This is a genomic window from Xanthomonas dyei (assembly GCF_002939865.1).
Classification (GTDB): domain Bacteria; phylum Pseudomonadota; class Gammaproteobacteria; order Xanthomonadales; family Xanthomonadaceae; genus Xanthomonas; species Xanthomonas dyei.
Map to the genome: position 1 here is coordinate 1 of NZ_MDEE01000001.1, position 25,582 is coordinate 25,582.

Sequence of the window (25,582 nt, forward strand, 5' to 3'; positions counted from 1 at the left end):
CGTCGCCGAACGTCAGTTGCATGGATGATTCCTCAACACGAGGCGGGTAGTGTCGCGCATCTGCCGTGCTTTGTTCAGAGGTTCCCTAGGGACGTTGCCTTAGCCGCTGTTGGCCGGATCTGCAGGACAAGCGACGCATCAGGAAAACCGCCAGGCTCGTTCCTGCAACGCCGCCTGCAAACGCAGCATCGACGGCCGCAATTGCCGGCGTGCCGACCATGCCAACCCGGCCAGCGCGGCGTCCGGCGTCCCCGGTGTGCGTCGGCCGTTCCAGGCGAACACCACCTGGTTGCGCAGATCCGGTTCGGGCAGCAGCAGCACCAACCCATCGAACAGCTCGCGCAGCTGCGCCAGATGCTCGGCCATCGGCACCTGAAAGAGATTCAGCGCCAACACCCCGCCCTCGCGCAAGGCCGCGCGACAATCGGCGTAGAACCGAGGCGTGCACAAGGCCGGTGGAATGCCATGGGCGTCGTAGGCATCCAGCAATAACAGGTCGTAGCGTCCGGCGCGGTTGCCGATCCAGTCGGCGCCATCCCCCAGCGTGATCTCCAGCCGCGCGTCGTCGCGCGGAATTGCGAATGCATCGCGCAACGCCAGCACCTGCGGGTCGGCTTCCACCGCTTCCAGACGCGCGCTGCGCAGGTAGCGATGACAGAACTTCACCTGCGCACCGCCACCCACGCCGATCAGCCCAATGCACTCGGGGCGCGGTTGCAGCCACAGCGCAGCCAGCATGCTGCGCGTATACGGCAACATCAGCCGATGCGGTGCCCAACGCGACATGCGGGTCTGCACCGTGTCGTCGGTGAAGGTCAGTTCCAGCGTGCGCCAGGTCCGCAGTAGCCCAGCACGCGCTGGCGACTGCGGCGACTCGCTCATCGGCTCGGCGGATCGTTGGCCACGCCGTGCGGCACGTGGCCGGCCGCCACATGCTGATGCTGGCGTGCGCTGTCGATGTTGTGCTGCGAGTCGTCGAAGAAGATGTCTGCGCCAAACGCTTCCAGAAACGGCCCCTTGTGCCGGCCGCCGAGAAACAGCGCTTCGTCCAGGCGCACGCCCCACTCGCGCAAGGTCCGGATCACCCGCTCATGCGCAGGCGCCGAACGCGCGGTGACCAGCGCCGTGCGAATCGGCGACGCTTCGCCCGGCGGGAACGCCGCCTGCAGCGCATGCAACGCCGACAGGAAATTGCGGAACGGCCCAACCGACAGCGGTTCGCGTGCGCGCTCGCGCTCATGGCGCCCGAACGCCTCCACACCTTGCTCGCGCGAGATGCGTTCGCTCTCGTCGCCGAAGATCACCGCGTCCCCGTCGAAGGCGATGCGCAGCTGCGTGGGCAGACGGCTCTCATCGTTGTCCACGATCGCTGCGGCCGCTTCGGCACGCTCGCCCGGCGCGCGCGGCATGATGGTGGCCGCGGCAATGCCGTGAGTGAGCGCACGCCGTACCGATTCCGGATTGGCCGACAGGAACAGATCGGTACCGAACGGTTTCACGTACGGCCAGGTCGGCTGACCAGACGTGAAAGTCGCGCGCACGATGCCCAGGTTGTAGTGCTGGATCGAATTGAAGATGCGCAACCCGGTATCGGCAGAATTGCGCGACAGCAGAATCACCTCCACGCGCGGGGTTTCTTCGGGCACATCGTGGTTGAGCGCCAACAGCTTGCGCACCACCGGAAACGCGACGCCCGGCTGCAGGATGTCGTCTTCGTGCTCACGCTGAAACGCCGAGTACGCCTCCACCCCGTTCGCCTCGAACAGCGCATGGCCTTCTTCAAGATCGAACAGCGCGCGGGAGGTCACCGCGACGGTCAATAACCTAGGGGAGTTGTCAGCCATTTGGGTGCCGGGAATTGGGAATTGGGAATTGGGAATTGGGAATTGGGAATTGGGATTGGGGAATGGGGTGGAGCGACAACGAAGTTTCTGGGAGTTGAGATCTTTACTTGCACTGCATCGTACCTCGGCCACGCGCAGGCTCCGATGCACGTCGCGCTGCTGCCGTTGCCAATCCCGAATCTCCAATGCCCAATGCCCAATGCCCAATCCCCGCCCCTCACACCGCAAACTGTTCGCTGAAGATGCGCTCTTCCAGATTGTGTTCCGGATCGAACAGCAACGTGACGCGGCGCTCGGTGGATTCGCGGATGGTGACTTCCACCACGTCGCGGATTTCGTGCGAGTCAGCGGTGACGCTGACCGGGCGCTTGTACGGGTCGAGCACGCGAAAGCGCACTTCGGTATCGGCCTTGAGGATGGCGCCACGCCAGCGGCGCGGGCGATACGGCGCAATCGGCGTCAGTGCCAGCGTATGCGAGCCCAGCGGCAGAATCGGCCCGTGCGCCGAATAGTTGTACGCGGTGCTGCCGGCCGGCGTTGCGACCATCACGCCGTCGCCGATCAGTTCGGCGATGCGGGTCTGGCCGTTGAGATCCACGCTCAGATGCGCGGCCTGGCGGGTCTGCCGCAACAGCGAGACTTCGTTGTACGCCAACGATCCGGCACTGGTGCCCGATTCGGTCTGCACCAGCATTTCCAGCGGCCGCAGATGCGCAGGTTCGGCCCGTTGCAAACGCACCAGCAGGTCGTCTTCGTCGTCGCGGTACTGGTTCATCAAAAACCCGACCGAGCCCAGCTTCATGCCAAACACCGGCTTGTCGGCGGCACCGTGGCGATGCAGGGTCTGCAGCATGAAGCCGTCCCCACCCAGGGCGCAGACGATCTCGGCGTTCTCCAGCGGATAATCGCCGTAGCGCTGCACCAGACGCGCCCGCGCGTTCACGGCGGGCTCGGTGTGACTGGCCAGAAAGGCAATGCGGGGTGATGTGGTCATCGTTGACTCCAAAGCATGCGAATCAGCATACCGCAGCGCTGTGGTGGGCTTGTTGGCGGCGCGCCCTGCCCTCGCACGCACGGCCGCCGCTGCGCAGTGGCCACCGCGACGCACGCAGCGGTCGCCACGCGGCACACCGCCACATCGGCCTGCCTCGGCTCAGGCCGTCAACCGCCAGGCGCGATGGATGCGTGCATGGCGTTCGAAATCCGGGTCGATGGTGCGTGGGCTGATTTCCTCGCACTGCGCGAACTCGGCCACCGCTTCTTCATCCAGCTTGAAACGGCGGAAGTTGTTGGAGAAATACAGCACGCCGCCCGGCGCCAGACGCGCCACCGCCGCGCGCAGCAAACGCACATGCTCGCGCTGGATATCGAAATCCTCTGCGCGCGCGGAGTTGGAGAAGGTCGGCGGGTCGCAGAAGATCACGTCGAAGTGCGCGCGCTCGGCTTCCAGCCAGGCCAGCGCATCGGCCTGCACCAGCTTGTGCTTGCTGCCGGCCTGGCCGTTCAAGGCCAGGTTGTCGGCGCACCACTGCAGATAGGTGCCGGATAGATCCACGCTGGTCGTGGCGCTGGCGCCGGCCACCGCCGCCTGCACACTGGCCACGCCGGTATAGCAGAACAGGTTGAGGAAGCGCCGCCCCTTGGACTGCTGCGCCATGGTGCCGCGCAACGGGCGGTGATCCAGGAACAGGCCGGTATCGAGGTAATCGAACAGGTTGACCCGCAACAACGCGCCATGCTCGCGCACGTTGACGATTTCGTTGCGCTGCTCGAAGCGGCCGTACTTGCTGCCGCCCTTGCCACGCTCGCGCGACTTCAGTGCAACGCGCTCGGCCGGCACCTCGAACACCTCGCGCGCAGCCGCCAACAACTCGCCCAGACGCCGGCGCACATCCGCCTCGGGAATGGTCGCCGGCGCTGCGTATTCCTGCACATGCAGGAAGCTGCGTCGGTCGCCATCGGCTTGCTGATACACGTCGATGGCAGCGGAATATTCCGGCAGGTCGGCATCGTAGACGCGGAAGCACTCGATGCCTTCGCGGGCGCGCCACTTCTTGAACTTCTGCAGGTTCTTGCGCAGGCGGTTGGCCACCATCTGCGCGCCTTCGCTGAGCGCGGTGGGCGCTGCCAACGGGGTGCGCCGCGGCACTGCGATCGGGTCGCAGACGATCAACGCGCACTCGATCGCGCCATTGAACAACTGGTACTTCTTGCCCGCGCGCAAGCCGGTGGCGTAGGCCAGCTCGGCATTGCCGCACAGCAGGCTCGCGCGCCACTGCGGCACCACGCGCTGCAAGGTGTCGCCCAGTTTGCGATACAAGGCCGCATCGGCGGCCAGACGCTCGTCGTACGGCGGATTGCAGACCACCACGCCGGTGGCCTGCGGCGGGGTCTGCAGGTCGCCGACCTCGCGCACGCCGAACCAGATCGCCTCGGCCACACCGGCCACCTGCGCGTTCTCCTTGGCGGCGCGGATCGCATGCGGGTCCATGTCGCTGCCATGGATCACCTGCTTCAGCGCGGCACGGCCTGCGCTGTCGCGTTCGCGTGCTTCGTCGACCAGCTGCTGCCAGAGCGCACGGTCGAACCCGCGCCAACGGCTGGGCACGTCGCTGCCGTAGCGCTGCAGACCGGGCGCGACGTCGGCGGCCATCAAGGCGCCTTCGATCAACAGCGTGCCGCTGCCGCACATCGGGTCCAGCAAGCCGCCGCCGTCGGCATATGCGCGCGGCCAGCCGGCGCGCAGCAGGACGGCAGCAGCCAGGTTTTCCTTCAGCGGCGCTTCGTTCTGCGCCATGCGCCAACCGCGCCGGTGCAACGGGCCGCCACCCAGGTCGATCGAGATGGTGGCGCGGCCCTTGCGCAGCGACAGGTTCAACCGCAGGTCGGGGCTTTCCACATCCACCGACGGGCGTTCCAGCCCCTGCCGGCGCATGGTGTCGACCACCGCATCCTTGATGCGCTGTGCGGCATAGCGCGCGTGCGTGATCGCCGTCCCGGAGACGTGCGCATCCACCGACAAGGTGTGTCCCACCGACAGGTGCTCGTCCCACGGCAGCTCGGACACACCGGCATACAGCGCGTCCTCGTCCGGGCAATCGAACTCGGTGAGCGGCCACAGCACCCGGCTGGCCAGGCGCGACCACATGACGGCGCGCAGCGCGTCGCGCGGTTCACCCTCGACATTCACGCCGGAGATGGTGGCGGTGGCCTTGCTGGCACCGAGCGCAAGCAGCTCGTCGGCAAGCAGGTATTCCAGGCCCTTGGCACAGGATGCGAAGAATTTCACGTAGGCAGGTATCGATAAAGACGCTGGCGCGGCGGCGAGCGTGGGAGCAGGACAGCGGGCCGGCGCCCGGGTGGGCAGTGCCGTGGTCGCCGTGGATGGGCCGCAAATGGTCGGCCATCGGGGCCGGCATTACCACCCCCGCCGTCCGCACCGCCGGGCGCACGGTTCACCAGGGCGCCAGCCGCCACTGCGCCTGCCCGGTGTCCAACCGCTGCTGCAGGCCCAACCGGTCCAGGAAGGCGGCATCGTGCGAGGCCACCAGCAGCGCGCCGGTGCAACTGCGCAGCAGCGTCTCGATCGCCTCGACAGAGGCCAGATCCAGGTGATTGGTGGGTTCGTCCAGCAACAGCAGCTGCGCCGGCTGAGCCCGATACAGCGCGCAGGCCAGCGCTGCCTTGAGCCGCTGGCCGCCGCTGAGCTGGCCGGTGGGCAGGTCGGCGCGCTGCCGGTCCAGCCCCAGCAAGGCCAGGCGCAGCCGCTGGGCGTGCTCGGCCGCGGCGGGGTCGGCATCGCACAGCTGCGCAGCGGCCGAGCGCGCCGGGTCGAGCATGCCCAGATCCTGATCCAGATAGGCCACCGGCACATGTACCTCGCACTGGCCGGCCTGTGCCGCCAGGCGTCCGCCCAACAGCTGCAGCAGCGAGGATTTACCGCTGCCGTTCGGGCCAACCAGCCCGATGCGGGGCTGGCCGTGCAGCAGCAGATCCACACGCCGCCCACCCAGCCGCCCATCCGCCAACTGCACCTGCTGCAGGGTCGCCAGGCGTTGCGACGCGCCTGCCGCCGTCGCTGGTGCCAGCAACGCAATGGCCGGTGGGGCCTCCAGCTGGGCTGCGGCCTGGGTTACCCCCTCCGACAAGCGCGCCTGTTCGGCCTGTCGATGCTGCTGCAGCCGGCCGGCACTGACCTCGCTGCGCTGCCGCTGGCCCCCGAGCAGGATCGGCGCCTGATTGGCCTGCGCCGCCGCGCGCGCGCCACGCGCCTGGCGTTGCTGCTGGCGCATGTGCTGCTCGCGCAATGCCTGTTCGCCGTGCGCACGTGCCTGTTTGCGCTGCGCAAGCAGCTCGCTGGCCGCCTGCTGCTCGCGTGCGTGCTGCTGCGCGTAGTGGGTGTAGTTGCCGCCATAACTGCGCACCCCGTGTGCGGACAGCGCCAGGATGCGCTGCATGCCGTCCAGCAACACCCGGTCATGGCTGATGATCAGCAACCCGCCATTCCACCCCTGCAACTGCGCCAGCAGCCGCTGTCGCTGCGGGCCGTCCAGATGGTTGCTGGGCTCATCCAGGATCAGCATGTCCGGCTGCATCAGCCAGGCGCCGGCAAGCGCCACCCGCATGGCTTCGCCGCCACTCAGATGCGCGGCGGGGGCCTGCGGATCGCGGCCACCCAGCCCTTGCTGCTTGAGCGCTGCAGCGAACTCGGCGTGGGCAGTCCAGCGCTCGCCCACCCGCTCGAAATCGGCAGGCGCCACGCTCCCGGCGGCGATCCGGTCCAGCGCGTCCAGCAACGGCGCAACACCTGCCAGATCGGCGATACGCTGCCCCGGCATCGCGCTCACGCGCTGCGGCAGGTAATGCACGCTGCCACGGCGTACGCAGCGGCCGCTGCTGGGGGCCAGCTGGCCTGCCAGCAGACGGCCGAGCACGCTCTTGCCTACGCCATTGCGCCCGACCAGGCCGGTGCGGCGCTGATCGATGTGCAGGGTGAGATCGGAAAACAGCGTGCTGCCATCGGGCAGCACGAACGCGACGCTTTCCAGCGTCAACGACGGACAGGTCATCAGTGACTCCATTGCATGCCAGGACACGTCGCGTTCCAGACGGAACGGCAACGGGTATGGCCGTCATCGCGACGGCGGCATCAATGGCGCATTGGACCAATCCTCGAACAGTGGGTGCAGCACAAGTGTAGGCCGGTCTGCGGCTGCACCGAAACCCCTGGACATCACTGGGCCGAACAATCCGCTCAACAACAGCGAAATATCCGCAGGAAAAACGCATGCCTGCACGCTTGCAGTCCGCCCTGCCGCTTAGGGCGGCTCACACCACGTAGCGACCAGTCGTCAGGTCGGTGCGGGGGGCGCGCAGAAACCGGAGTGTACGCGTGATCCATGCCGCACAGAGCACCGGCCGCGCCCGTCTGGTAGTGAGCACATTCGTTTTGTGAGCTGCTCTTAGCCGACGCGCGCGCCTGGCGTTATCGGTATCCGCAAGCCAGCGCCAACGCAGCGGACACTCGACTGCAACGTACCGACACGCCATGCCGCGAGAGAGTCGGTGCCTGGTCGCTCCCCTCAGGCATGCATCGGCTTTTGCGCAATCACAGTGGGAAAGATGCTTGCGCGATCGTCGATGAAGCGCACGCTCGCAAAGCCTGCACTTTCCAGCTGCGTGCGCGTCTGCGCATGGGTGCGAAACGATGCCCAGCGCGCCTGGACGACATCGATAAAGACCTGGCTCTGCAGCACCAGCGATGCCTGGTCCAACAGCGCCAGTTTCCACGGGGATTGCGCGCACAGGCTGGGCGGAGGCGTCAGGAAACTCGCCACCAGCGTGCCGCCCGGCCGCAGCCTGTTGAAGAACGCGCGATAGAGCGCGACCACACGCGCATCATCCGGCTCGTAGAGATTGAGGCCGTTGCTGGTCACCACGTCCACACTCTCTGCATCGCCCTGCGCCCAGGCATCTTCCAAACGCAGCGACAGCTGCTGCTCCAGCCCGTAGCGACGCGCCAGCTGCAGCGCGCCGTCCAGCGCTTGCGGGTCCAGATCGATCCCGATCAAGCGCACATCCGGGCACTGCCGGTAATCCAGACTCAACACATCGCCCATCCATCCGCATGGCACCGACGCGAGCGTCATGCCGGGCCGCAACAAGGCCTGCAATTGCGCACGGAAGATGCCGAACCGCTCGCGGGTTGCGAGCACGGCCGGCGTCTTCTCGAAAATTTCGTACTCCAGTGCCGGTGTGGTATCCGGCGGCAGGGTCCCCGCCTCATAGCTCACCAGCCGATGCGTCCATTCCGCATTGAGCCCGCGATTGCGTAGCAGGAATCGCCCGAGCTCCATCTCCCACAGCGCATCGACCAGTTGCAGCAGACGCTCCACTTCGGCAGCAGAACGGCCGGTGTCCTGCCGCAGTCGCGACCTGATCGACGCGAGCAGGGTCGCATCATCGTGCAAGGCGTCGCCCGCATGCGAAATCAGGCGCGCATGCGCCGCGTTTGGCGGCATCGGTGACTCGTCGTGTTGCATCTTTCACCTCGGCAAGCGTCGATCGCTGGTGCCGACCATGGTGACGAACGCGGCAATACGCTGCGGCCGGACGCGCGATGCAGGGTGCCGGTGAGCGAACGGGCGCCGCGTGCGCGCAGCATCGCGACTGCATCCGGTCACGCGTGTGCAGCGCAGCGCGCGACTCAGCCCAGACCGAAAGCCGGGTGATAGGCCACATCGGCCAGCGGCAACAGCCGGTCGCCGAACGCCAACGCCTGCAATTCCGATACCGGTGCGTCGGGCATGCTCAGGCCCGGCTCGACGGCGAACCCAAACCGCCGGAAAAAACCGGGTTCGCCAAAAGCAACGCATCCCGCCGCGCCGCGCTCGCGCAAGGTCGCCAGGGCTGTGTGCACCAGACGGCTGCCCAGGCCCTGACGTTGGTGGCCCGGGCCCACCGCCAGCGGCCCCAGCGCGAACCAGCCGGACGAGCCGTCGGACAAGCTCACCGGCGACACTGCCAGATGGCCGACCACATACCCCTCGTGGTCGGCGACCAATGACAATGCCAGCGCATCGTCACCACGCAGCGCGGCGATCACATGCTGTTCGTCATGACGGCTGTGCTCGGCGCGCATGAACGCCACCATGGTCAATATCTCGATGGCTGCCGCGTCGCCGTCGCTGGCCTCGCGGATCAGCACCGCCATCGGCGGCTCGGCCGGTGTGGGCGATAGGTCGTCAGCCTCGTGCATCACAGGCGCTGCAACAGTTCGGCGAACGCGTTCGCTGCCGTGTCCACATGCGCGGCGAGATCGTGCTCATCGTCGACCAGCAACAGCCGCGCCCGACGCGCCTGCGCCCAGGCGATGACATCTGCGGCGGGAATCAGCGCATCGCGCCAGGCATGCACCACCGAGATCGGTACCTGCGCAGCATCCAGCGCCGGCAGCGGGCCCATCGTGGTCGGCGGCACCATCAAAAACAGCCCACGCGTCGGCACCTGCAGCGATACCTGCGCGGCGATATAGGCGCCCAGACTGGAACCGACCAGCACCAGCGGCCCCTTGTCCGCGGCGTCGCGTGCGATCTGCAGCAATCGCTGCAGGCGTCCGCGCACGTCGCCGAGCGGGCTGACATCGCGCAGCGCATCCAGATCGGTGAAATCCGGGCGTTCGTGGGTCCAGCCCAGGCGGTCGGCAACCTCGGCCAATGCGCTGACCTTGCGCGCCGCAGGGCCGCTCTCGAACCCATGCGCCAGAATGCAATGGCCGCGGCTCATAGCGCCTGCACCGTATCGCCAATACGCAGCACACCGCCGCGCAGCACGCGCGCGCACAAGCCACCGTGTCCCCGCATCGCGTTGTAGCCGCCCGCGCCCAGCGCATCTTCCATGCGCGAACAGGGGTCGCACGGGTCGGTGCCTTCCAGCTCGACATCGCCGATGCGGAAGCGTCGCCCTTTCAACGCGATCAGCGGAATGCCCGACACCACCAGATTGCGTCGCAGCGTGGCCGGCGCGATCGTCGCATGCCCTGCCAGCGCCGCGATCACCGGCAAATGCTCGGCCTGGATCAAGGTGATCCCCCGCTTGCCGCTGCCGCCCTTGTAACGATCGCCCACCAGCCCGATGCCGGTGGTGGCCTGTACGGCGTACACCTCCAGCATCTCCACATCACGCGCAGGACGCACGCCGATCCAGGTCACCTGACCGGTCTGCGGCAGCGTCGCCATCAATTTGCCCAGCGGGCTGTCGGGATTCAAAGCCATCGGGCAATGCTAGCATTCGCTTCATGTCCGATGCCGTCCTGCCGTCGCCGCCGATCACCTACGCGCCGTTGCCTTACGAATCGCGACTGGCACGCCGCCGGCTCGAGCAGATCGACATGGTGGTCATCCACTGCACCGAACTGCCGGATATGGCGATGGCACGCGACTACGGCGAGCGCGTGCTCTACGACAGCGGCACCGGCAACAGCGGGCATTACTACATCGATCGCAACGGCAGCATCCAGCAGTACGTGGCGCTGGATCGCGTCGCGCATCACGTGCGCGGCCACAACCCGCATACCTTGGGCATCGAACTGGTCAACAGCGGCCGCTATCCGCACTGGCTCGATTCGCGCCATCAGGCGATGCGCGAGGCGTATCCGGACGTGCAGATCGCCGCGCTGGTGACCTTGCTGCAGTGGCTGCAGCAGCAGCTGCCATCGGTGCGCCGCATCGCCGGCCATCAGGAGCTGGACACCACCCAGGAAGCGGCGAGCGACGATCCGGCACGCAAGATCCAGCGCAAGCTCGACCCCGGCCCGTTGTTTCCATGGCCCCGTATCGAAGCGGCGGTCGGCTGGGCGCACGCATTGCGTTGAGCGCGCGCCGGTTACGCGGCAGGCAACGCACGCAAAACCAGAGCGATCAAGGATCCATGGCGCGATAGGTTTTTTCGCCTGCATTCACCGCTACCGTCAGCCGATTTTCCGGCGGCGCGATCGGGCAGACCACATGCGGGGTGAACGCGCAGGGCGGATTTTCGGCCAGATTGAAATCGAGCAGCACCCGGCCATCGCGCGGCATCTCCGTGAATAGATAGCGCGCGCCGCCATAACTTTCCTTGCCGCTGGTGCGATCGGTAAACAGAAAAAACAGGCCGCTGCCATCGTCCTGCGCGAGCGGCTGCAGATGGTATTCCCGACCATCGCGGATAAACACCGCCTCGCCTGGAACCTCCGCCGTCAGTGGCGTGCCGATGGATGTCAGCAAGGTCACCGACCGTGGCGTGGCATACGGCTGCCAGCGCGCATCGACCCGCCACTGCGGGTCGATCGGAAAATACTCAAAGCCCTGAAATGCAGTCAACGCCGGCGCTGCCGGGTCGCGAAAACGCCAGCCAAACAACGTACCGGTCTGCACCAGATAGAACTGCCGGTTGCCCACATCGAGCCGGTCGCCACGCTGGTCCGCCCGCTCAGGCTCCAGACTGACGTCATCCACAGGCTGCCCGTTCAACCTCACCGACGCGCCGGCTGCCGCCTTGAAGCGCACATGACCCTGCCCATCCAGGCTCAATTGGCCCAGCTGTGCTGGGCCGGCAGGCAAGACGAGATCGTTGTGCGAATCGCTGCCCACCTGGTACTGACCTGCACGCACGCGACCGGAGCCGGTGTAGCTCAGCCAGCCATCGGGCGCACGCACCTGTGCCAGACGCTGCGCGCGCGCTCGTTCCAATGCAAGCCGGTACACCTGCTGCTTATCGGTCGTCGAACGCTTGGAGACACGCACATCGCCAGCGTCACCAGAGCTTGCCGAACACGCAGCCATCGCCATCACTGCGACGCACAAGGCGCCCTTCTGCAACTGCAACCGCATGCATCCACCCACCACTGCAAGAAACTGCGCTCCGCGCAGCGAGCCTGCGTCCCCACAGACCACCCTTCCTGCCGGTATTGTGCCTGATCAGGAAGCGGTCGCGACCGGACGTGCCGGATCCTGCAGCCAGCCGCTCCAGGAACCGGCATACACGCGCGCACCTGACAAGCCAGCCACTTCCAACGCCAACAGCAGATGGCAGGCGGTCACGCCCGATCCGCACATCACCACGGCCTGCTCGGGCGTGTAAGCGCCCAGCAATGTAGACAGCTCGGCACGCAATTCATCGGCCGGTTTGAAGCGGCCATCGCGGAGGCTCAGGCCCAGCGGGCGACTCACCGCGCCCGGCACATGCCCGGCAACCGGGTCGATCGGCTCCACCTCACCGCGAAACCGCTCGCCGGCGCGCGCATCCAGCAGCCAACCCGGAGCCTGCCCCAGCCGCGCCAGGATCTGTTCGGCATCCACCACGGCATCGGCATCGAAACTGCCGGGATACGCGGCGCCATCGCGCACTGCCGGCGGCTCGGTGGTCTCGGCCAGGCCGGCGGCACGCCATGCGGCCAGCCCGCCATCGAGCACCGCCACGCGGCGATGCCCCATCAGCCGTAGCATCCACCACGCGCGTGCCGCGGCCATGCTGCCATCGCCCGCGTCGTAGACCACCACCTGGCTGTGCGGATCGATGCCCCACGCGCCCAGGCGCCTGGCGAAGTCGGCGCTGCGCGGCAATGGGTGCCGCCCTTGATCGGCACGCGACAGGTCGGCCAGGTCATGATCGAGATCGACGTCATGCGCGCCGGGCAGATGCCCTTGCGCATATGCCTTGCGCGCCGCCTGTGGATCGGGGGCGGTCGGCGGCGCGGCGCGCGCATCCAGCAGCCGCAGCTGTGGGTGCGGCAATGCCGCGGCCAGGGCGGCGCTATCGACCAGCGTGGTCCAGTTCGGATCGGCACTCATGCAACCTGCTCCAGGCGACGACGAAGATTGAGAAGAATGGCCGCGGTGGCGCCCCAGATGCGCTGTCCCGGCCAGGCGTATTCCAGCACGCGACGCGGACGGCCGCGGAATTCCAGCTCCACGCTGCGCAGATTGTCCGGGTCCATCAGATAGGCCAGCGGCACTTCGAAGATCTCGGCCACTTCCTCCGGTTGCGGCACGGCCACGAACGCGGGATCGATCACCGCCACCACCGGCGTCACCCGAAACCCGCTCACGGTCAGGAACGGATCCAGATATCCCAGCGCGTGTACCTGCGGCGCACCCAGCGCGATCTCCTCGCAGCTCTCGCGCAATGCCGCCGCTGCCGCATCGGCATCGGAGGGCTCCATCCGCCCGCCCGGGAAGCTGACCTGCCCGGCATGGTGGCGCAGGCTGTCGGTGCGCCGGGTCAGCAGCACCATGGTGCCCTGCTCGCGCGGCACCAGGCCGCACAGCACCGCCGCTTCGGCGGACGCACCACCTTCGCTCAGGTCGATCATTTCGGCATGGTTCCAGCCTGGGCCGTCGGGTGCGGTGTCCAGCGGATACAGCGCCCGGCGCAACTGCGCATACTCCGGCAGCGCTGCCATGAGCCCACGTGCAGGCAACACGGTGTGCAACAACTCCTGGCGTTCGGCGTCACTCATGCTCATCCAGCGTGCAATTTCATCCAGGCTGCGCAAGCAGCCGACACAGTGCGACTGCGCGTCCAATGAACATACACCGATACACGGGCTGGGCAGATCCCCGCGATTGGAATCGGTGTCGCTCATCGCGCGTTTCCGCAGCCGCGGCGTGGGTGTTTCATCGGTCTCTTCAGCAAGATTGGGACGCCAAAACGACAACGCCGGCCTGGTGGCCGGCGTTGTCAGTGCAACAGCACAAGAATTACTTGACGCTGACCAGCTTGATTTCGAACTGCACCGCGACGTTCGGCGGGAACGGCGTACGCGGGTCGGCGCCATAGGCCTGATCCGACGGCAACGTCACTTCCCACTTGGAGCCGGCCGGCATCTGCAGCAGGGTCTCGCGCATGGCCTTCATTTCGACTTCGCTGACCTTGATGGCCGGGATCTGCTGCGCCGGACGCGCCTTCTCGCGATCGCCGAAGGGGAACGGGCCGGCCACTTCCAGCTGCACGGTGCTGGCCTGGGTCGGCTTGGCGCCCTTGCCCGCTTCGATCACGCGGTACTGCACGCCGCTCGGCAGGGTCTGCACGCCAGCAGTGCCCTTGTTCTTGGCCAGGAACGCTTCGCTCTTGGTCTTGTTGGCAGCAGCGGCCTTGTCGTACTCGGCCTTGGCCTGCTGGGCACGGCCCTGCTCACGCTTCTGGAACGCTTCGACCGCCGGCTTGAGCTGGTCGGCGGTGATCGCCGGCTGCTTCTTGGCATAGGCGTCCTGCAGACCCTTTACCACCGCGTTGATGTCGAGCTGCTCGCCGCGACCGGTGAGCTCGGCAAGGTTATTGCCGTAGTCGTAACCGAAGTAATAGCTCAACTTGCCCTTTTCGGACGTCGTGTCCTGGGCCAGTGCATTGCCCGTCAGGGCCAGGGCCGCCACAGCGACCGCGATAGAACGCAACTTCATCAAACAATTCTCCAGGGTGGTGGCACAGGACGGGTCTGCCGCCTGAGATGACGCGCTAGGATAGCGGCCGCGATACCGAACCGCTACTTATCACGAAAGCTATGACCAGCAAGGCTTTCGGAAGTTCCGTATTTACTATTTTTTTACGTTCGCAAGGGTGTGCCATGTCCAACGACGTCATTTTGATCGCCGATTACGCCAGTGTCCGGACCATTACGGTCAATCGGCCGGACAAACTGAACGCATTGAACCGCGACACCATGCTGGCGCTGGACCAGGCATTCGTGGACGCGGAAAACGCCGACGACGTGCGCGTGGTGGTCCTCACCGGTGCCGGGCCCAAATCCTTCGTGGCCGGCGCGGACATCGCCGAAATGAGCGCGTTGTCGGCGATGGACGGCCGCGAATTTTCGCTGGTCGGGCAGCGTTTGATGCGCCGGATCGAACGCATGCCCAAACCGGTGATCGGCATGATCAACGGATTTGCGCTCGGCGGCGGGCTGGAGCTGGCAATGGCTTGCCATCTGCGCATCGCCGCATCCACCGCACGCCTGGGACAGCCGGAAATCAATCTCGGCCTGATTCCCGGCTTCGGCGGCACCCAGCGCCTGTTGCGCCTGACCGGCCGTGCCGCAGCACTGGAACTGTGCCTGCTCGGCATGCCGATCGATGCAGCGCGCGCACTGCAACTGGGCCTGGTCAATCGCGTGGTCGAGCTCGACGCCTTGCAGGAAGAAACCCAGACCCTGGCCCAACGCCTGGCGAGCGCCGCACCGCTGGCATTGCGCGGCATTCTGGACGCGGTGGTGTTCGGCGGCGAATGCGGCATCGAAGAAGGGCTGCAGCTGGAAACCGCGCAATTTGCGCTGTTGTTCGCCAGCGAGGACATGCGCGAAGGCACCCGCGCGTTTCTCGACAAGCGCCCCGCACAGTTCCACAACCGCTGAGCACCCTGATGCCGCACGACCACCTACCGGCACCGCGCGCACTGGCCATGCGCTTGTTCGACTGCGTGCAGGCGGACGATCTTGATCGCGCACTGCAACTCGGCCTGATGGACTACCAGCCAGATCCGCACCTCGATGCAGCGGATGCACCGGTCGTGGCGGCCCTGCTCGCCGCACAACAGCGCCTGCGTGCTGCATGGGCGGCGCGCGAACGCTATCGCGCACGTGCCGCACGGCTGCAACGCCGCGCTGCCGAGCGCGACGCACGGCGTGCACCCGCACCGGTGCCCAGCCAGCCGGCAGCGGCGGCGTTGCCACCGTTGGCCGCGGCGATCCTGGCGCGCGCCAAAGCCAAGGCAGCGGGAGGGACGCAACCATGAACGCTGCACGCCCTGCACCGCCGTCACGCCGCGACAGCACCATGCGCAACCCTGAAATACAGGAAATGTTCGAGCGTTTGCGCGAACTCAATCCACACCCGACCACCGAACTGGAATACACCACGCCGTTCGAGTTGTTGATCGCGGTATTGCTGTCGGCGCAGGCCACCGATGTGGGCGTCAACAAGGCCACCCGCAAGTTGTATCCGGTCGCCAATACACCGCGCGACATTCTCCATCTTGGAGAAGAAGGGCTGAAGCGCTACATCGCCACCATCGGCCTGTTCAATGCCAAGGCCAAGAACGTCATCGCCACCTGCCGCATCCTGCTCGAGCAATACGGCGGCGAGGTGCCGCACGATCGCGCAGCTTTGGAAGCCTTGCCCGGCGTCGGCCGCAAGACCGCCAACGTGGTGCTCAACACCGCATTCGGCGAACCGACGATGGCCGTGGATACGCATATCTTTCGCGTCGCCAACCGCACCGGCCTTGCACCGGGCAAGGACGTGCGCGCGGTCGAAGACAAGCTGGTCAAGGTCATCCCTGCAGAATTTTTGAACGACGCACATCACTGGCTGATTCTGCATGGCCGCTACGTGTGCAAGGCACGTAAACCCGATTGCCCGGGCTGCGTGATCCATGACCTGTGCCGCTACCGCGACAAGACCGCGGCGCCAGCCGAACGGCCGCCAGCTTCGAAGCGCTGACCTGATCCAAGAACAGCTAACGACACGACTGCGCTCACCGCCCGCCCGGCGCGGGAGCTACCGGTGCTCGGTGCGGCGGTACCACGCGTCCCTTCCGGCTACGAGCGCGCCGCCCACCTCCAACTGCAGACTGCTCACTACGTTTGTCAGCCGCTCCAATGCGGCGACATGGCTGACACTCTCTAGTCATCACATACGCGGCCGGGCACAAGCAGGTGCGCGGTAGGCATCACGTCCAGCCAACGCAAATACAAGCTGTCGCGAATCCCCAATCCCGAACTCCCACTCCCGGCCCAAAAAAATCGTGACCGGATGATGCGTCTTTCGGCGCCATGCATCATCCGGTCACGACAGATGTCACCCGGCGCGAACGCCGGGCGTTTGTCACTGATTACGCCGCTTTGCGCGGTTCCGGTACCGGCACGCTTTCTGCGGCCGCTCGCCCTTCGACGCGTCGCTCCAGTTCCTTCCAGTCCACCACCAACTCGCATCCGCGCGAGGCCGCATTCCGGCTCCAATCGCGCAGCAATTCGATGCAGGCATGGTCGACGTGATGCAGCTTGGCCACGTCCAGATGCAGCGCGGTGTTCGGCGGCACGCTTTCCAACGTCCGCGCCATTGCCGGCACCTTCAGGAACGTTGCCGAACCCTGCAGGGTCAGATGCATCTCGTCCTTCTTGTCGGCGTGCTCGCGCACTTCGACCTTCAGACGCGAGGAATGCAACGCCAGGCGGAACAGCGACAGGCCGAAGCCGATCAGCACGCCGGTCAACAGGTCGGTCGCCACGATCGCGAAGGTGGTCGCCAGGTAGATGGCCGCAGTTCCACGACCATAGGTCGCCAACTCCTTGACCTGCCCGATCTTGATCATCTTCACGCCGGTATAGACCAGGATGCCGGCCAGACACGCCACCGGCGTCATCCGCAACAACCACGGCAGCAGCATTGCGAACACCAGCAACCAACTGCCGTGCAGGATGGTCGACGCACGCGTGGCCGCACCGGCCTGCACATTGGCCGCACTGCGCACGATCACGCCGGTCATCGGCAACGCACCCAGGAAGCCGCACAGCATATTGCCCACGCCCTGCGCTGCCAGCTCACGGTCGTACTGCGTCCGTGCACCCTGATGCATGCGGTCCACCGCCGCTGCCGAGAGCAACGTTTCGGCACTGGCGATGAAGGCAAAGGTCACCGCCGACACCAGCAAGGTGTGGTTGAACACACCAAAGATGTCGGAGAAGCTCGGGATGGACACCGCGGAGAACAGGTTGGTCGGTACATCGACCTTGTTGACGTTCAATCCCTGTAACTGCACGGTCGCGGTCACCACCACCACTGCGATCAACGCACCCGGCAAAAAGCGCAGACGCTGCGGACGCAGCTTGTCCCAGGCCAGGATGATGCCGATCGTCGCCAGACCCACGAACAATGCCGTGCGGCCGGTACCTTCGCTGATCGCCTGCCACAACACGGCAGGCAATGCGGCGAAGTTCTCCAGACCACGCGCCTTGGGTGCGGCGTCCATCAGCACATGCGCCTGCGATGCCACAATCAGGATGCCGATGCCCGACAACATACCGGCCACCACGGCCGGCGATGTCATGCGGAACCACACACCGGCCCGGCACAGACCGGCCACCAACTGAATCGCACCGGCCACCAGAATCACCGGACCAAGCGCGGCAGCGCCGTGCTCACGCACCAGTTCGAACACCAACACAGCCAGGCCGGCGGCCGGACCGCTCACCTGCAAAGGAGAGCCCGCCAGGAAGCCAACGACCAGACCACCGATGATGCCGGTGATCAGACCTGCGGCCGGTGGCATTCCGGAAGCGATCGCGATACCCATGCACAACGGTAGCGCGACAAGAAAGACCACCACAGACGACAACAAATCACGCCCAAACAGTCCCTGACGGAAATATCCGCCGATACCTGATGTGTTCATGGTCGACTCCGTCAGGCGAGTTCAGCGCGGACGACTTGCTGCAGTCGTGGGCGCGGAGTGGCTTCGGGGGTGCTTTCGGCCAGCAATGGGCGGAAGCCACCCTTCTCGGCATCGAAGGCGCGGATCTCCCCGTGGGCGATATCGTAGATCCAGCCGTGAATGCGCAAGGTGCCCGCCGCCAGACGGGCTGCAACCACCGGCTGGGTCCGCAGGTGATCGAGCTGCGAGACCACATTCTCTTCGGTCATGCAGCTCAATGCGTCCTGGCTGGCCGGATCGTGGCCGTGATGCGCGGTGACGTGACGCGCCGCATCGGTGTGCTTGAGCCACGCCGCCACGGACGGAACATCTTCCAGCGATTCCGGCTTGAGCACGGCCTTCATGGCGCCGCAGTCGGTGTGGCCGCAGATCACGATGTGACGTACGCCGAGCACGGCGATGGCGTACTCGATCGCCGCCACCACGCCACTGACGTGCTGGGAGTAAGGCGGGACGACATTGCCGATATTGCGGTAGACGAACAATTCGCCGGGCTGCGCGGAGAAGATCAGCTCCGGCATGACGCGCGAGTCGGCGCAGGTGATGAACAAGGTATGCGGGCTCTGGCCGCCGGCCAGTTCCTGAAAGCGCGCACTCTGGCGCGGATACACTTCCTTACGGAAATGGCGAAAACCTTCTAGCAAACTTTCCATGGGAGATTCCTCTAGGCAACGGATGGCGACCCGCGGCGCAAACCGCGAATTGCAAAGACAAACAAATCAATCGGAAAGCCGGCGCAGCGCACCGGGTACAGCGACAGCGGGGATCAGCCAAGCAATGCGTTTGGAGGACGCAGTTGCGGGATCAGGTCGCGTTTTTGATTTGCCGGCGCATGATGCGCGTGCCAAGAAGGGGAATACCGCGCCAGCATCGGCCATGCTTGGGAGAGCAAGGGGATATCGTCCGCAGGGTGGGTATCGACTTGGCTTTGCGTATCGCCTTCGTCCTGCGGATCTTCTGCTGCGTCGCGTTCTTCGCCAGCATCCACCATCACCGCCACGCCGCCGCCCACCAACGCATCGTAGATGCGCGTGTGTGCGTTGGCTGCCGACCACGCGGTGAGCGCGAGCAGGCAGACCAACAGCAATTGGAGGAATCGAGGAAACATGGCCTTGAAACTAACAATTTAGAAGCTGCAAGCGCAAGTGGTGCGTTGCACAACCTGACACATATGTTCAGTGGGCAATGGTTGCGGTTCAGGTCGCTACGCCAGGCAGCCTCGACAGCCGCCAATTCAGAGTGACGTGCAGCATTGTCACAGAGCAGCGTCGTTCAGGTATTTGACACGCGATGACACAGTCTAAACACGCGTAAACTCTTGTCTTTGTTGGCAAAAATCATTTATGACGTTTCTGTGGTTTTGTCACATTAACGCAACTTTCACACCATAGCCTGCGCCCACTTTCTCAGGTCGCAAGGCATCTATGAAACTCGCTCCCACCCTGCTTGGTTCGGCCCTGTTGCTGGGACTGGCCGCACCCGCCGCGCATGCCGAAATCGCCATTGATGTCATTGGTGGCTCGGAGGTCTCGCTGGAAGGCCTGGTCCAGGCCGACGGCAACTGGTTCCACAACGATGTGCAGGACCTCAATGGTCCGATCGGTGCCAATGGCGACAATTCCGAATTCAGCATCCGTCGCGCCGAGCTGGTGCTCAAGGGCAAAGGCCCGGGCAACTTCGAATGGGTGGCCGGGTACGACCCGAGCGTGCTGAAGGAAGTGACCATCCGCGGCACCACCATCCGCAGCACCGGCCGTTTTCTGGACAACAACGTCAAGTACAAGTTCGGCGGCAACGCCAATAACTACCTGCAGATCGGTCAGTTCAAGCAGCCCAACAGCCTGGAAGAACTGTCCAGCACCAAGAACAACGATTTCGTATCCAAGGCGTCGGTGACCAATACCTACGGCATCTCGCGCCGGCTGGGCGTGGCGTACGGCATGGGCGATAACAACTGGAGCGTGACTGCCAGTGCATTCGGCCGCGAGCTGACCCGTAACCAGGCCCATGGCAGTGGCTACGGTGCGCGCGGCACCTGGGCCCCGATCAACGAAAGCGGCAACGTGCTGCACTTCGGCCTGAGCTACCTGGGTTACGACACCGATGACGACACCCTGCGCCTGCGCGCACGTCCGGACGCCGACCTCACCACCATCCGTCTGATCGACAGCGGCGCCATCACCAATGTGGATCGCGTGGGCGTGGCCGGTGCCGAAGCGATGTGGGTCACCGGGCCGTTCAAGCTGCAGAGCGAATATTTCCAGGAGAGCGCCAAGCGCATCGGCAACAACGCGCAGGATTACAAGAGCGACGGTTGGTACGTCAGCGGCGTGTGGAACATCACTGGCGAAACCTGGGGCTACAAGGCCGGCGTGCCGACCACCCCGCTGCCGAACGAACCGGCATCGGGCCTGTGGCAGTTGGCCGTGCGCTACGACACCCTGGACCTCAACGATGGTCACCTGATCGCCAATGGCAACACTCCGTTCGTGGACGGCGTGCTGGGCGGCAAGATGAACGTGTGGACCATCGGCGCCAACTGGTACTGGCGCTCCAACTTCAAGTTCGCGCTGGACTACGCGAAGGTGGAAAGCACGCGTTACAGCAGCGCCACGCGCGGCCTGGTCGATGACAACCCGTCGATCATCGAGGCACGTGCGCAGTTCTATTGGTAAGCGTCTGCGTCCCTGTCCACCGCGTGCGCTCGCCTGAGCGCACGCGGTGGCAGGATTCGCGTCAACGTACTCCGGCGCGCGCTGGCATAACGCCATTTTATTTCTGTCATCTCTCCGACACCTCACGGTCATGCCCTTGCCCTGCAATGGCGCAACCGCGGGACGTCGTGATCCCCACCCTCTTCTGGAGCTGTTCCGTGACCCACTCCTTCAAAACCCGTCTGGCCGTCGGCGTGCTCGCCGCTTCGCTGGCACTGTGCGCCCAGGCGGCCGATGTCACCGGCGCCGGTGCGTCCTTCATCTACCCGGTGATGTCCAAGTGGTCGGCCGACTACAACGCCGCCACCAAGAAGCAGGTCAACTATCAATCGATCGGCTCGGGCGGCGGCATTGCCCAGATCAAGGCGGCCAGCGTGGACTTCGGTTCCTCCGACGCCCCGTTGAAGCCGGAAGAACTGGCCGCTGCCGGCCTGGCGCAGTTTCCGTCGGTGATCGGCGGCGTGGTGCCGGTGATCAACGTGGCCGGTATCGCACCGGGCGCGCTCAAGCTCGACGGCAAGACCCTGGGCGATATCTTCCTGGGCAAGGTCAGCACCTGGAACGATCCGGCCATTGCCGCGCTCAACCCGGGCGTGAAGCTCCCCGACGGCAAGATCACCGTGGTGCATCGCTCCGACGGCTCGGGCACCAGCTTCAACTTCACCAACTACCTGTCCAAGGTCAACCCGGACTGGAAGAGCAAGGTGGGCGAAGGCACCGCCGTGCAGTGGCCGAGCGGCATCGGCGGCAAGGGCAACGAAGGCGTGGCTGCCTATGTGAAGCAGATCAAGGGCGGCATCGGCTACGTCGAGCTGTCGTACGCGCTGCAGAACAAGATGGCCTACACTGCGATGAAGAACGCTGCCGGCAAGTTCGTGCAGCCGTCCGATGAAACCTTTGCTGCGGCGGCCAACAGCGCCGACTGGGGCAATAGCAAGGACTTCTACCTGGTCATGACCAATGCCGCCGGCGATAACGCCTGGCCGATCACTGCCACCAACTTCATCCTGGTGCAGAAGAAGCCGAAGAATGCCGCGGGCCTCAAGAACACGCTGGAGTTCTTCCGCTGGGTCTACAGCAAGGGCGATGCGCAGGCCAAGGCACTGGACTACGTGCCGCTGCCGGACAGCCTGGTGACGCAGATCGAAGGCTATTGGGCCAAGAACCTGCCGCGCTAACCGCGTGCAGTGACGCCGCCGCGTGCATCGCCAGGTGCACGCGGCGGCCGTTGAAGACGCTGGTTGCGCGCGAGCACGGGCTTTGCGTGCATCCACCGGGCCCGGCTGACACCTGCGTGTCACGTTGACTGGCCACTCTCAGCACGACAGGAACGACGCCGTCTCTCTCCCCGGCGTCGGGACCGGGACGCGGATCCCGGGGGGTGCGATGCCCTCCGCGGTCCGCGTCTTTTTTTGTGATGCCTCTCCAGAAGGCACTGTCATGCGGGTGTAACAAAAACATCATTTCATAGCGTGGTCTGCCGGACACCCGGCCAATCCAGCCTCGGAGCTTCCATGAAACTGCAGTCGGCCAGCCTGACCGCCCTGTCCCTCACCATCGCCCTTGCCCTGGCTGCGTGTTCGCCCGGCAAGGACGCGCAGTCCGGCGATGCCGCCAAGGGCGCCCCCAGCGCAGGCGCCACCGCCAGCGACAGCAAGGCCGCGGAAATCTCCGGTGCCGGTGCGTCCTTCATTTACCCGCTCGTGTCCAAGTGGTCGGCCGACTACAACGCCGCCACCGGTAACAAGGTGAACTACCAGTCGATCGGTTCCGGCGGCGGCATTGCCCAGATCAAGGCCGGCACGGTGGATTTCGGCTCGACCGACAAGCCGCTCGATAGCGCCGAGCTGCAACAGGCCGGCCTGGGCCAGTTCCCGTCCGCCATCGGCGGCGTGGTGCCGGTGGTCAATCTGGAAGGCATCGCGCCGGGCAAGCTGCGCCTGACCGGCGCGCTGCTGGGCGATATCTTCCTGGGCAAGGTCAGCATGTGGAACGACGCGGCGATTGTCGCGGCCAACCCGGGCGTGACCCTGCCGGCGACCAAGATCAATCTGGTGCACCGCTCGGACGGTTCGGGCACCACCTTCAACTTCTCCAACTACCTGTCCAAGGTCAGCCCGGAGTGGAAGAGCAAGGTCGGCGAAGGCACCTCCGTGCAGTGGCCCGGTGGCGTCGGCGGCAAGGGCAACGAAGGCGTGGCCTCGTACGTGCAGCAGATCAAGGGGTCGATCGGCTACGTCGAGCTGGCCTACGCGCTGCAGAACAAGATGCAGTACACCTCGCTGCAGAATGCCGCCGGCCAGTGGGTCGAGCCGAATGCAGACAGCTTTGCCGCCGCTGCAGAGAGCGCCGACTGGGCCAATGCCAAGGACTTCAATCTGGTGATCACCAATGCGCCGGGCGAGAAGGCCTGGCCGATCACGGCCACCAACTTCATGCTGATGCACAAGCAGGCCAAGGATGCGGCGCGCAGCAAGGCGACGCTGGACTTCTTCAAGTGGGCGCTGGAAAACGGCCAGGCCCAGGCCAGCGAGCTGCATTACGTGCCGCTGCCGCCTGAGCTGGTGAAGCAGATCGAAGCCTATTGGGGCAGCGAGTTCAAGTAATGCCTGCATCCCGCCTGCACGGCGGGCTGCGCGGCGGTGAGGTGCCTGCGGGCGCCTCACCGTTCCTGATGTCTCACGCTCCCGCCAATGCGCGGGTGACGAGTTCAATCGAATGAATGCCACCGCCCTTCCCGAAGCGATGACCGCCCCCCGCGGCCGCGACCTGCGCGATGCGCGCGCCGATCGCCTGTTCAAGCTTGCGCTGGCCGCCACCGTCGTATTCGTCCTGTTGGCGCTCGGCAGCGCAGCGCTGTCGATGTTGTGGGGCGGACGCCACGCACTGCAGATGCAGGGCCTGAGCTTTTTCTATTCCGCCGACTGGAATCCGGTCGAAAACAAGTACGGCGCGCTGGCGCCGATCTACGGCACCTTGGTCACCGCCCTGATCGCGATGGTGATTGCGGTGCCGGTGAGTTTTGGCATCGCCTTCTTTCTCACCGAAGTGGCGCCGCGCTGGTTGCGCGGGCCGGTAGGCACGGCAATCGAATTGCTGGCCGGCATCCCGTCGATCATCTACGGCATGTGGGGCCTGTTCGTGCTGGTGCCGGTGATGACCGAGCACGTGACGCCGTGGCTCAACGATCACCTGGGCACGCTGCCGGTGATCGGCCCGTTATTCCAGGGCCCGCCGCTCGGCATCGGTTTGCTCACCGCAGGATTCGTGCTGGCGATCATGGTGATCCCGTTTATCTCCTCGGTGATGCGCGAAGTGTTCCTGACGGTGCCGACGCGCCTCAAAGAATCGGCGTATGCGCTGGGCTCGACCAAGTGGGAAGTCAGCTGGGACATCGTGCTGCCGTACACGCGCTCGGCGGTAATCGGCGGGGTGTTTCTGGGCTTGGGACGCGCGTTGGGCGAAACCATGGCGGTGGCCTTTGTGGTCGGCAACACGGTGCGCCTGTCGCCGTCGCTGCTGGAGCCCGGCACCACCATCGCGGCATTGATCGCCAATGACTTCGGCGAGGCCACCGAAACCTATCGCTCGGCCTTGCTGCTGCTGGGCTTTGTGTTGTTCATCGTGACCTTCATCGTGCTGGCGATCGCGCGCTTCATGCTGATGCAGCTGTCGCGTCGGGAGGGCAACTGATGTCTGCCTCTTCGGTCTCGCAATCGCTGTACAACCGGCGCCGCATCACCAATGTGGTGGCACTGTTGTTGTCGTGCATCACTGCGTTGTTCGGGCTGTTCTTCCTGGCCTGGATTCTGTGGACCTTGTTGTCCAAGGGCGTACCCGGCATCGATCTCAATCTGTTTACCAAGATGACGCCGCCGCCGATGCAGGAAGGTGGCCTGCTCAACGCCTTCTTCGGCAGTGCGGTGATGTGCGGGCTGGCGCTGGCGATCGGCACGCCGTTGGGCGTGGCGGCCGGCACCTGGCTGGCCGAGTATGGCAATGCGCGCAAGGCCGGCATCGTGGTGCGCTTCGTCAACGACATCCTGTTGTCTGCGCCGTCGATCGTGCTGGGCCTGTTCGTCTACACCCTGTATGTGATGCAGACCGGCGGGCGGTTCTCTGCGTTTGCAGGCGCGTTGTCGCTGGCCTTCATCGTATTGCCGGTGGTGGTGCGTACCACCGACGAGATGCTGCGGCTGGTACCGGCGCAGATGCGCGAAGCGGCCTTGTCGCTGGGCATTCCGCAGTGGAAGGTCACCGTGCAGGTGCTGTACCGCGCGGCATCGGCCGGCATTCTCACCGGCGTGTTGCTGGCGCTGGCGCGCATCAGCGGCGAAACCGCACCGCTGCTGTTCACTGCATTCGGCAATCAATACTGGAACAGCAACATCTTCCAACCGATGGCCAGCGTGCCGGTGATCATGAACCAGTTTGCAGGCAGCCCGTACGAATCCTGGCAGACCCTGGCCTGGTCCGGCGCACTGGTGCTGACCGTGTTCGTGTTGTTGGTGAGCCTGGGCGCACGTGCGCTGCTGTTGCGTAACAAGATTTCCAATGACTGAC

25 protein-coding genes, 1 other RNA gene and 1 pseudogene are annotated in these 25,582 nt (G+C 65.3%); 9 read left to right on the forward strand and 18 right to left on the reverse strand.

What is annotated here, in order from left to right; all coding sequences use genetic code 11:
- Positions 1–138 precede the first annotated feature (138 nt).
- The 11 genes and pseudogenes from XdyCFBP7245_RS00005 to XdyCFBP7245_RS00055 form a co-directional block, all read right to left on the reverse strand.
- Complete coding sequence (locus XdyCFBP7245_RS00005) at positions 139–882, reverse strand: spermine/spermidine synthase domain-containing protein (protein WP_104613841.1); 744 nt, start codon at positions 880–882, stop codon at positions 139–141.
- On the reverse strand, positions 879–1,844 hold the full coding sequence (locus XdyCFBP7245_RS00010) for a 5'-nucleotidase (protein WP_055844706.1): 966 nt from the start codon (positions 1,842–1,844) through the stop codon (positions 879–881). The genes XdyCFBP7245_RS00005 and XdyCFBP7245_RS00010 overlap by 4 nt, the downstream gene beginning before the upstream one ends.
- A 217-nt stretch (positions 1,845–2,061) precedes the next feature.
- Positions 2,062–2,838: an NAD kinase gene (locus XdyCFBP7245_RS00020; RefSeq protein ID WP_104613843.1), complete on the reverse strand. Its 777-nt coding sequence runs from the start codon at positions 2,836–2,838 to the stop codon at positions 2,062–2,064.
- Between the two features lie 159 nt (positions 2,839–2,997).
- Positions 2,998–5,133, reverse strand: coding sequence for a bifunctional 23S rRNA (guanine(2069)-N(7))-methyltransferase RlmK/23S rRNA (guanine(2445)-N(2))-methyltransferase RlmL (gene rlmKL / locus XdyCFBP7245_RS00025; RefSeq protein ID WP_104613844.1), 2,136 nt, complete (start codon positions 5,131–5,133; stop codon positions 2,998–3,000).
- Positions 5,130–5,321 (reverse strand): annotated as a pseudogene (locus XdyCFBP7245_RS24385) (hypothetical protein). The gene rlmKL and the pseudogene XdyCFBP7245_RS24385 overlap by 4 nt, the downstream one beginning before the upstream one ends.
- Positions 5,300–6,913, reverse strand: a complete 1,614-nt coding sequence (locus XdyCFBP7245_RS00030; protein WP_104614215.1) for an ABC-F family ATP-binding cassette domain-containing protein — start codon at positions 6,911–6,913, stop codon at positions 5,300–5,302. The pseudogene XdyCFBP7245_RS24385 and the gene XdyCFBP7245_RS00030 overlap by 22 nt, the downstream one beginning before the upstream one ends.
- A gap of 256 nt (positions 6,914–7,169) precedes the next feature.
- A non-coding RNA gene (locus XdyCFBP7245_RS00035) (sX9 sRNA) lies at positions 7,170–7,245 on the reverse strand.
- A 181-nt stretch (positions 7,246–7,426) separates the two neighbouring features.
- A complete protein-coding gene (locus tag XdyCFBP7245_RS00040) occupies positions 7,427–8,386 on the reverse strand; it encodes an SAM-dependent methyltransferase (RefSeq protein ID WP_104613845.1) in 960 nt (319 codons plus the stop codon).
- A gap of 164 nt (positions 8,387–8,550) precedes the next feature.
- Positions 8,551–9,057, reverse strand: a complete 507-nt coding sequence (locus XdyCFBP7245_RS00045) for a GNAT family N-acetyltransferase (RefSeq protein ID WP_104614216.1) — start codon at positions 9,055–9,057, stop codon at positions 8,551–8,553.
- Positions 9,058–9,101: 44 nt separating this feature from the next.
- Positions 9,102–9,629 carry an alpha/beta fold hydrolase gene (locus XdyCFBP7245_RS00050; protein ID WP_104613846.1) on the reverse strand — a complete coding sequence of 176 codons (528 nt, stop codon included), beginning with the start codon at positions 9,627–9,629 and terminating at the stop codon, positions 9,102–9,104.
- The gene (locus XdyCFBP7245_RS00055; protein ID WP_104613847.1) at positions 9,626–10,117 is read right to left on the reverse strand and encodes an MOSC domain-containing protein; all 492 of its coding nucleotides are present in this window, start codon (positions 10,115–10,117) and stop codon (positions 9,626–9,628) included. The genes XdyCFBP7245_RS00050 and XdyCFBP7245_RS00055 overlap by 4 nt, the downstream gene beginning before the upstream one ends.
- A gap of 23 nt (positions 10,118–10,140) precedes the next feature.
- Here XdyCFBP7245_RS00055 and XdyCFBP7245_RS00060 point away from each other — a divergent pair, with 23 nt between their 5' ends.
- The gene (locus XdyCFBP7245_RS00060) at positions 10,141–10,716 is read left to right on the forward strand and encodes an N-acetylmuramoyl-L-alanine amidase (RefSeq protein ID WP_104613848.1); all 576 of its coding nucleotides are present in this window, start codon (positions 10,141–10,143) and stop codon (positions 10,714–10,716) included.
- A 46-nt stretch (positions 10,717–10,762) separates the two neighbouring features.
- Here XdyCFBP7245_RS00060 and XdyCFBP7245_RS00065 read toward each other — a convergent pair whose 3' ends face one another.
- The 4 genes from XdyCFBP7245_RS00065 to XdyCFBP7245_RS00080 all read right to left on the reverse strand — a co-directional run bounded on the left by XdyCFBP7245_RS00065 (position 10,763) and on the right by XdyCFBP7245_RS00080 (position 14,281).
- On the reverse strand, positions 10,763–11,713 hold the full coding sequence (locus XdyCFBP7245_RS00065) for a DUF1684 domain-containing protein (RefSeq protein ID WP_104613849.1): 951 nt from the start codon (positions 11,711–11,713) through the stop codon (positions 10,763–10,765).
- Positions 11,714–11,800: 87 nt separating this feature from the next.
- Complete coding sequence (locus XdyCFBP7245_RS00070) at positions 11,801–12,673, reverse strand: sulfurtransferase (RefSeq protein WP_104613850.1); 873 nt, start codon at positions 12,671–12,673, stop codon at positions 11,801–11,803.
- Positions 12,670–13,467 (reverse strand): CoA pyrophosphatase, encoded by a 798-nt coding sequence (locus XdyCFBP7245_RS00075; RefSeq protein ID WP_104613851.1) that lies wholly within the window; start codon positions 13,465–13,467, stop codon positions 12,670–12,672. The genes XdyCFBP7245_RS00070 and XdyCFBP7245_RS00075 overlap by 4 nt, the downstream gene beginning before the upstream one ends.
- A 115-nt stretch (positions 13,468–13,582) precedes the next feature.
- Positions 13,583–14,281, reverse strand: a complete 699-nt coding sequence (locus XdyCFBP7245_RS00080) for an FKBP-type peptidyl-prolyl cis-trans isomerase N-terminal domain-containing protein (protein WP_104613852.1) — start codon at positions 14,279–14,281, stop codon at positions 13,583–13,585.
- A gap of 164 nt (positions 14,282–14,445) precedes the next feature.
- Between XdyCFBP7245_RS00080 and XdyCFBP7245_RS00085 the strand changes: the two genes are divergently transcribed.
- Genes XdyCFBP7245_RS00085 through nth form a run of 3 tightly spaced genes read left to right on the forward strand, consistent with a single transcriptional unit; the run spans position 14,446 to position 16,315 of the window.
- Positions 14,446–15,228, forward strand: a complete 783-nt coding sequence (locus XdyCFBP7245_RS00085; RefSeq protein ID WP_104613853.1) for an enoyl-CoA hydratase/isomerase family protein — start codon at positions 14,446–14,448, stop codon at positions 15,226–15,228.
- A gap of 8 nt (positions 15,229–15,236) precedes the next feature.
- On the forward strand, positions 15,237–15,608 hold the full coding sequence (locus XdyCFBP7245_RS00090; protein ID WP_104613854.1) for a hypothetical protein: 372 nt from the start codon (positions 15,237–15,239) through the stop codon (positions 15,606–15,608).
- Positions 15,605–16,315 (forward strand): endonuclease III, encoded by a 711-nt coding sequence (gene nth, locus XdyCFBP7245_RS00095; protein WP_104613855.1) that lies wholly within the window; start codon positions 15,605–15,607, stop codon positions 16,313–16,315. Before XdyCFBP7245_RS00090 ends, nth begins: the two co-directional genes overlap by 4 nt.
- Before the next feature lie 391 nt (positions 16,316–16,706).
- Here the strand turns inward: nth and XdyCFBP7245_RS00100 are convergent, their stop codons facing one another.
- The 3 genes from XdyCFBP7245_RS00100 to XdyCFBP7245_RS00110 all read right to left on the reverse strand — a co-directional run bounded on the left by XdyCFBP7245_RS00100 (position 16,707) and on the right by XdyCFBP7245_RS00110 (position 19,392).
- On the reverse strand, positions 16,707–18,266 hold the full coding sequence (locus XdyCFBP7245_RS00100; RefSeq protein WP_104613856.1) for a SulP family inorganic anion transporter: 1,560 nt from the start codon (positions 18,264–18,266) through the stop codon (positions 16,707–16,709).
- An 11-nt stretch (positions 18,267–18,277) separates the two neighbouring features.
- The gene (locus XdyCFBP7245_RS00105) at positions 18,278–18,958 is read right to left on the reverse strand and encodes a carbonic anhydrase (protein ID WP_005996719.1); all 681 of its coding nucleotides are present in this window, start codon (positions 18,956–18,958) and stop codon (positions 18,278–18,280) included.
- A gap of 113 nt (positions 18,959–19,071) precedes the next feature.
- Positions 19,072–19,392 (reverse strand): hypothetical protein, encoded by a 321-nt coding sequence (locus tag XdyCFBP7245_RS00110; protein WP_211287624.1) that lies wholly within the window; start codon positions 19,390–19,392, stop codon positions 19,072–19,074.
- 337 nt (positions 19,393–19,729) lie between these two features.
- Here XdyCFBP7245_RS00110 and XdyCFBP7245_RS00115 point away from each other — a divergent pair, with 337 nt between their 5' ends.
- The 5 genes from XdyCFBP7245_RS00115 (at position 19,730) to pstA (ending at position 25,581) form a co-directional block, all read left to right on the forward strand.
- Positions 19,730–20,980: an OprO/OprP family phosphate-selective porin gene (locus XdyCFBP7245_RS00115; protein WP_104613858.1), complete on the forward strand. Its 1,251-nt coding sequence runs from the start codon at positions 19,730–19,732 to the stop codon at positions 20,978–20,980.
- A 197-nt stretch (positions 20,981–21,177) separates the two neighbouring features.
- Positions 21,178–22,197 carry a phosphate ABC transporter substrate-binding protein PstS gene (pstS, locus tag XdyCFBP7245_RS00120; protein ID WP_104614217.1) on the forward strand — a complete coding sequence of 340 codons (1,020 nt, stop codon included), beginning with the start codon at positions 21,178–21,180 and terminating at the stop codon, positions 22,195–22,197.
- A 336-nt stretch (positions 22,198–22,533) separates the two neighbouring features.
- Positions 22,534–23,625: a phosphate ABC transporter substrate-binding protein PstS gene (gene pstS, locus XdyCFBP7245_RS00125; protein ID WP_104613859.1), complete on the forward strand. Its 1,092-nt coding sequence runs from the start codon at positions 22,534–22,536 to the stop codon at positions 23,623–23,625.
- Positions 23,626–23,737: 112 nt separating this feature from the next.
- Positions 23,738–24,712 carry a phosphate ABC transporter permease subunit PstC gene (gene pstC / locus XdyCFBP7245_RS00130; protein WP_039420811.1) on the forward strand — a complete coding sequence of 325 codons (975 nt, stop codon included), beginning with the start codon at positions 23,738–23,740 and terminating at the stop codon, positions 24,710–24,712.
- The gene (gene pstA, locus XdyCFBP7245_RS00135) at positions 24,712–25,581 is read left to right on the forward strand and encodes a phosphate ABC transporter permease PstA (protein WP_046964651.1); all 870 of its coding nucleotides are present in this window, start codon (positions 24,712–24,714) and stop codon (positions 25,579–25,581) included. Before pstC ends, pstA begins: the two co-directional genes overlap by 1 nt.
- The last annotated feature ends 1 nt before the right edge of the window (position 25,582 follow it).